Raw genomic sequence first — 6,357 nt, forward strand, 5'->3', positions numbered from 1 at the left:
CGATCTGGGGTACCTGCAGGGCGGCCCAGGGGCTGTAGACGTGAGGTGTCGCGGTGATGGCCGCGGACAGGTTCTCCCAGGGCACCCAGGCCCACTCGGAGACCTCGTCGGGGTTGGCGATGGGCTGCTCGTCGGGCACGAAGGCCGCGAAGACGGGGCAGATCTCGTTCTCCACGATCCCCGAGGCGTCGACGGCGCGGTAGCGGAAGTCCGGAAGGAGGCTGACGAGGGGGCCGACGTTGAGGCCCAGCTCCTCGCGGATCCGGCGCCGGGCCGCGTCCTCGAGGGACTCGCCGGGCTTGGGGTGCCCGCAGCACGAGTTGGTCCACACGCCCGGCCAGGTCTTCTTGGCCAGGGCGCGGCGGGTGACGAGCACCTCGCCATGGGCGTTGAACACGTAGGTGGAGAAGGCCAGGTGGAGCGGCGTGGTGGTGGAGTGCACCTGCATGCGGTCGGCGCGGCCGATGGGCATGCCGTCCTCGTCGAGGAGGACCACGTCGTCGCGCTGGGCTGTGCGGCCTCGCGGTCTGGGTGAGCTCGTGTCAGCGATCATGAGTGTCCAATGTTTGTTCAACCTTTCGCACGACGATAGCGAAAACGGCACCCGGATGCAACGCCTTGCAGAAGGTTTGTTCAACCTTTGGTACGGTGTGCATCAGACTGGCCTGGAGGGACGTGCGAATGTACACAGTCAAGCAGGTGGCCGCGCTCACTGGAGTGGCTGAGGCCACCTTGAGGGTGTGGGAACGCCGTTACGACGTGGTGCGCCCATCGCGCACGCCCGGCGGATACCGGCTCTACGACGACTCACAGGTGGGGGCGCTCCGGGAGATGGCCTCGCTCGTCGAGGCGGGCGTGCCGGCATCGCGGGCGGCTGAGGCGGTGCGAGGGCTGCCGGGCGCCGGGGACTCCACGGTTTCGGGCCGTCCGGGACCCGAGGCGTTCGTCGCGGCCGCGGCGTCGCTGGAGCCGGCTCAACTCGACGACGTGCTGCGGCGCGCGTTCGCCAGCGGACCGTTCGAGGAGGTGGCCGACGGCTGGATCCGGCCGCAGCTGGCCCGGATCGGTGACGCCTGGGAGAGCGGCGAGCTGTCCGTGGCGCAGGAGCACTTCGCCAGCGCCGGCCTGATGCGGGCGATCTCGGCCGAGTTCGACGCCGCGCCGGCCGTCACTGGCGGCCCGACGGTGCTCGTCGGGCTTCCCGCTGGGGACCGGCACCAGTTGGCGCTGCTCACGTTCGCCACCTGCCTGCGTCGTCGCGGCGTCAACGTGGTCTACCTCGGCTCCGACATCCCGGTGGAGGAGTGGGTCCGGGCGGCCGACGGTCGCCGCGCGCGGGCCGCGGTGATCGGGGTGACCTCGGAGCGCTTCGTCGAGCCCGCGCAGGCGGTGGTGAATCAGCTGGCCGCGGTGTCGCCGCCTCTGTCGGTGTGGGTGGGCGGGTCCCACCGGACCTCCGTCTCCGGGGTGCACCAGCTGCCCGACGCGGTGGCCGAGGCGGCATCGATCCTCCACATCAGCCTCGCGGCCGGACGCATCTGACCTTCCGACTGCAACGAGAAGGGGCGCCACCCCGCAGGATGGCGCCCCTTCGTCGTTGATCGGTGGTGGCTCAGAGGCCGAACTCGCCCCCGAAGTCGCCCTCTTCGAGGCGCGACTTGACGGTGGAGAGGAACCTGGCCGCGACCGCGCCGTCGATGAGACGGTGGTCGTAGCTGAGCGACAGGTACATCATGTGCCGCACCGAGATGGACTCGTTGCCGAAGCGGTCCTCGACCACGACCGGGCGCTTGACGAGCGCGCCGGTGCCGAGGATGGCCGCCTGCGGCTGGTTGATGATGGGCGTGTCGAACAGGGTGCCCGCCGAGCCGTAGTTGGTGATGGTGAACGTGCCACCCGACAGCTCGTCCGGGGTGACCTTGCTGGCGCGCGTGCGGGCCGCGAGGTCCGCGATCTTCTTCGCCAGGCCGGTGAGGTTGAGGTCTCCCGCGTCCTTGATGACGGGCACCAGGAGGCCCTTCTCGGTGTCCACCGCGAGCCCGATGTGCTCGCCGTCGGCGTAGGTGACGGTGCCCGCCTCCGTGTCGATGGTGGCGTTGACGATCGGGAACTGCTTGAGGGCCTCGACGGCGGCCATCGTGATGAACGGAAGGTAGGACAGCGATGCGCCCTCGCGCTTCTTGAAATCGTCCTTGACCTGGGTCCGGATGTGGCTGACGGCCGTGACGTCCACCTCGACGGTGGCGGTGAGCTGGGCCGAGACCTGGAGCGACTCCACCATCCGCGCCGCGATCGTCTTGCGCAGCCGCGACAGCTTCTCCGTGGTGCCGCGCACCTGAGCGGTGGGCGCCGAGGCCTTCGGGGCGGCGGCTGCCGGAGCGGCGGCCTTCGGGGCCTCGGGGGCCGGAGCGGGGGCGGCCTTCGCCGCCTCGGCCGCGGCCTTGGCTGCCTCAGCCGCCTCGATCACGTCCTGCTTGCGGATGCGGCCACCGACGCCGGTGCCCTTGACGCTGGACAGCTCCACGCCGTGTTCCTTCGCGAGCTTGCGCACCAGCGGCGTGACGTAGGTGCCGTCGGCTGATGCCTCTTCGGCGCGCCGTGCGACGGCGGCCTCGACGGCGGGTGAGTGCTCCTGCTTCGGAGCGGCCGGAGCGGGCTCGGTCTTCGGCGCCGAAGCGGGCTCAGCCTTGGCCGCTGGTTCGGCCTTGGGCGCGGGCTTGGGCTCGGGCTTCGCTGCGGGCGCAGGCTTGGGCTCGGGCTTCGGCTCCGGGGCGGCGGTGGCTTCGCCGACGATCGCCAGGACGGCGCCCACCTCGGCCACATCGTCTTCCTTGAAGCGGATCTCCAGCAGGGTCCCGGCGACGGGGCTGGGAATCTCGGTGTCCACCTTGTCCGTGCTGACCTCGAGGAGCGGCTCGTCGGCCTCGACGGTCTCGCCCACTTCCTTCAACCATCGCGACACCGTGCCCTCGGTGACCGACTCGCCCAGCGCGGGAAGGGTCACCTCGACGCCGGCTGACGAAGCGGCGGCCGACGGCTCGCTGGCAGGAGCGGCAGGTGCTTCCTCGGCTTCCTGCGCCTCGACGGGCTCCTCCTCGGCGCTCTCCTCGGCTGGCTCAGGCTCAGGCTCGGGTTCGGCGGCTTCCTCGGCGGGAGCGGCGGGGGCCTCGCCCGCGTCGTCGGCGTCACCGACGACGCAGAGGACTGCACCCACCTCCGCGACGTCGTCCTCCTGGAAGCGGATCTCGAGCAGGGTGCCCGCGATGGGGCTGGGGATCTCAGTGTCGACCTTGTCGGTGGAGACCTCGAGCAGTGGTTCGTCGACTTCGACGGTGTCTCCGACTGCCTTCAACCAGCGGGAAATGGTGCCTTCCGTGACGGATTCGCCCAGCGCCGGGAGAGTTACTTCGGTTGACATGTGAGATGGCTCCTTTGCATACCGCGATTTGCCCCCAGCCTATATGCGATTCAGGCGTGCATGTGCAGTGCCCGGCCGGCCAACGCCCAGTTCGCTTCGGCGATCGCCTCGCTGAGGGTCGGGTGCGGGTGCACGATGCCGGCGAGGTCCTCGGGAGTGGCGTTCCAGCCCACCAGGAGGCTTCCTTCGGCGATCAGCTCGGCCACGTCCTCGCCCACCGCGTGCATGCCGACAATGGCGCCGCCCGATCGTCGCACCAACCGCACCACCCCGGTCTCGCGCTCCCCGGGTGCACGCAGGATCTGGGCGCGGCCGTTGCCGGTGAGGTGGTAGTCGACGACGTCGGCCTCGGGCCCGGCCTCCGCCGCGGTGAGGCCCACCGAGGCCAGCTGGGGGCTGGAGTAGGTGACGCGGGGGATGTCGGTGTCGCGGGGCAGCGCCGGCCGCTCGTGGTGCCTGCCCTGCAGGTGCGCGATCCGCTCCGCCAGGAAGATCCCGTGCGCGTAGCCGCGGTGCGCCAGTTGCGGCCCCGCCACCACGTCTCCCGCCGCGAACACGCCCTTGACGCGGGTCTGGAGGTGCTCGTCGACGACGAGGTGCCCGCGCGGGCCGATCTCCACGCCCGACTCGGCCAGCCCCATGCCGTCGGTGGCGGGGCGCCGCCCTACAGCCACCAGGAGCAGCTCCGTGTGGAGGGTCTCGCCTTCGATCCGCACCGCCACCCCGTCGTCGGTGGCCTCGGCCGAGTCGACGGCCACGCCCAGCCGCACGTCCACCCCGCGACCCTTGAGGGCACGGGCCAGGATCCGGGAATGCCCCGGCTCCTCGGCGGGCAGCAGCCGGTCCATGGCCTCGACGAGGGTCACCGCGACCCCCAGATCCGCCCACAGCGACGCGAACTCCACCCCGATCACGCCACCGCCGAGCACGACGGCCCGCTCGGGGAGGGACTCCAGGCGGAGCGCGTGGTCGCTGGTGAGAATGCGCACCCCGTCGACCGCGAGGCCGAGCGTCACGGGCGCGGCCCCCGTCGCCACGACGACGGCGCGGGCACGGTGCACGATGGCGCCGGTCTCGATGCCCGGGCCGCGGTCGTCGACCGTCAGCGTGCCGCGCTCGCGGATCACCGTGATGCCGCGCTGTGAGATCAGCCCCTCCAAGCCGCGGTGCAGGCCGTCGACGACGCCGTCGGCGTAGCGCCGGATCCCTCCGGCGTCCGTTTCGCCGAGGGTCGCCGCGATCCCGAACGACGGCGCCTTCGCCACCGTCCGCCGGACCTTGGCCGCCTGCAGCCATGCCTTGGTGGGGATACAGCCGCGGTGGAGGCAGGTGCCGCCGAGGGCGGTGTCGTCGACGAGGGCCACCCGCAGCCCGAGCTGGGCGGCGCGCAGGGCGCAGGCGTAGCCGGCTGAGCCGGCGCCGAGGATGGCCACGTCAAAGGGGTCGCTCATGCGGCCCAGTCTTCCATGGCGCCTCAGCGCTGGTGGTGGACTTCGACGGCGCTCGAGGTGGCCGTCCGGGCGTCGGAGACGCAACGTGGCGGACCGCGGGGACCGGCGGTTTCGTCGACTCGGCATAATTGGCCCGTGGGTTGGTTTCGACGGCGACGGCGCGAGGCACGGGTGGCACGGGAGGATCGCCAGGTGCCGGATGCTCTGCGCGATCACCTGACCCACTTCGTCGCCACCCGCCGAGGCGTGGAGGCGTGGGTGGAACAGCCCACGTCGTTCAACAAGCCGTCGCTGCTGCTCGTGGCGGCTGACGGCGAGTCCACCCGTCGCGGCCTGCCGAGCGCGGCCTACGGCTACGAGTTCGCGGCCCGCTGCAACATCCCGTGCTACGACGCCGGCGTGGTCCCGTACCCGAAACGGATGCGCGAGTACGGCCTCCGCGCGAAGCGCGCCCGCCAGTAACCCCCGTCCCGAGCCGTCGGCCTCCCCCCGCGGGCTGAGGTGCCGCGGAGCGGCCTCGATGCCTAAGGAAAGTGAGCTGGCAAGGGACTTGACCCATCTTGCCTACGGGACCTGTGGTCGGGTGACGGCGTGTCGTGGGGGCCGGGCCGCCCGTGATGCCGGCGGTGGTCTGAGTTGCTGTGGTCGGGTTGGCGGCGTGTGGTGGGGGTCGGGCCGCCCATGATGCCGGCGGTGGTCTGAGTTGCTGTGGTCGGGTTGGCGGCGTGTGGTGGGGGCCGGGCCGCCCATGATGCCGGCGGTGGTCTGAGTTGCTGTGGTCGTGTTGGCGGCGTGTGGTGGGGGCCGGGCCGCCCATGATGCCGGCGGCGGCGCTTCGCGCTGCCGCGACCGTCATCAACGCCCACCCAACCTGCCCCGGCCCCCACCACCCGCCGCCCCGCGGCCGCCTGTCCTGAGTTCGGCCGCCGGCGCTGTAGAGCGGGCGGCCAGACTTACCGCAGGCGCCCAGCCCCCACCACCCGCCGCCGCGCTGTCCTGTCTCGTCGCCTGGCTTATGTCTCGTCGCCTGGCTTGCGTCTCGACGCCTGCTCTAGATCGCAGGCGCTCCGCGGCCGCCTGTTCTGAGTTCGGCCGCCGGCGCTGTAGCGCGGGCGGCCAGACTTACCGCAGGCGCCACAGGGCCGGCCGCCCTCAGACGAGCCGCCGCGAGATGTGCGCGAGATGTGCGCGAGGTGTGCGCGGGGGTGGCAGGGCGGATCGTGAGATGTGCGCGAGGGTGGGGGACGGCAGGGCGGCTGCGCGTCGGGCTGCCCAGCCCGAGGATCACTCAACTGGCGTCCCGCTTGGGCACACCTATGCCAGGGCCGCCCTGCGGGCACACGCCCTGACCCGACCATGCCACCGGGAAACAAAGTGCAGGGAGGTGGGAGTCGAGGCCCGGGCGGCCTCGATCACCCGGGTAATGACCAGACCGCAGCAGCAGCCAGACCGTGGATAACGGCCGCCCGGGCCTCGACTCCCACCTCC

4 protein-coding genes and 1 pseudogene are annotated in these 6,357 nt (G+C 71.7%); 2 read left to right on the forward strand and 3 right to left on the reverse strand.

Features of this window, described 5'->3' with window-relative positions:
• Positions 1-10: 10 nt before the first annotated feature.
• Positions 11-553 (reverse strand): annotated as a pseudogene (gene idi / locus H5399_RS18495) (isopentenyl-diphosphate Delta-isomerase); the annotation flags it as partial.
• Between the two features lie 128 nt (positions 554-681).
• Here idi and H5399_RS07935 point away from each other — a divergent pair.
• Complete coding sequence (locus H5399_RS07935; RefSeq protein WP_182782454.1) at positions 682-1,542, forward strand: MerR family transcriptional regulator; 861 nt, start codon at positions 682-684, stop codon at positions 1,540-1,542.
• A gap of 70 nt (positions 1,543-1,612) precedes the next feature.
• Here H5399_RS07935 and sucB read toward each other — a convergent pair whose 3' ends face one another.
• Positions 1,613-3,418, reverse strand: a complete 1,806-nt coding sequence (sucB, locus tag H5399_RS07940) for a 2-oxoglutarate dehydrogenase, E2 component, dihydrolipoamide succinyltransferase (RefSeq protein WP_182782455.1) — start codon at positions 3,416-3,418, stop codon at positions 1,613-1,615.
• Between the two features lie 50 nt (positions 3,419-3,468).
• A complete protein-coding gene (locus H5399_RS07945) occupies positions 3,469-4,869 on the reverse strand; it encodes a dihydrolipoyl dehydrogenase (RefSeq protein ID WP_182782456.1) in 1,401 nt (466 codons plus the stop codon).
• A gap of 135 nt (positions 4,870-5,004) precedes the next feature.
• On the opposite strand from H5399_RS07945, the gene H5399_RS07950 reads away from it, so the two are divergent.
• On the forward strand, positions 5,005-5,331 hold the full coding sequence (locus tag H5399_RS07950; protein ID WP_182782457.1) for a hypothetical protein: 327 nt from the start codon (positions 5,005-5,007) through the stop codon (positions 5,329-5,331).
• The last annotated feature ends 1,026 nt before the right edge of the window (positions 5,332-6,357 follow it).

The sequence above is a fragment of the Tessaracoccus sp. MC1627 genome, from assembly GCF_014164725.1.
Classification (GTDB): Bacteria; Actinomycetota; Actinomycetes; order Propionibacteriales; family Propionibacteriaceae; genus Arachnia.

Excerpts from the sequence above, each read along its gene's own strand:
- H5399_RS07935 (WP_182782454.1), top strand. The coding sequence starts at position 682 with ATGTACACAGTCAAGCAGGTGGCCGCGCTCACTGGAGTGGCTGAGGCC.
- sucB (WP_182782455.1), bottom strand. The coding sequence starts at position 3,418 with ATGTCAACCGAAGTAACTCTCCCGGCGCTGGGCGAATCCGTCACGGAA.
- H5399_RS07945 (WP_182782456.1), bottom strand. The coding sequence starts at position 4,869 with ATGAGCGACCCCTTTGACGTGGCCATCCTCGGCGCCGGCTCAGCCGGC.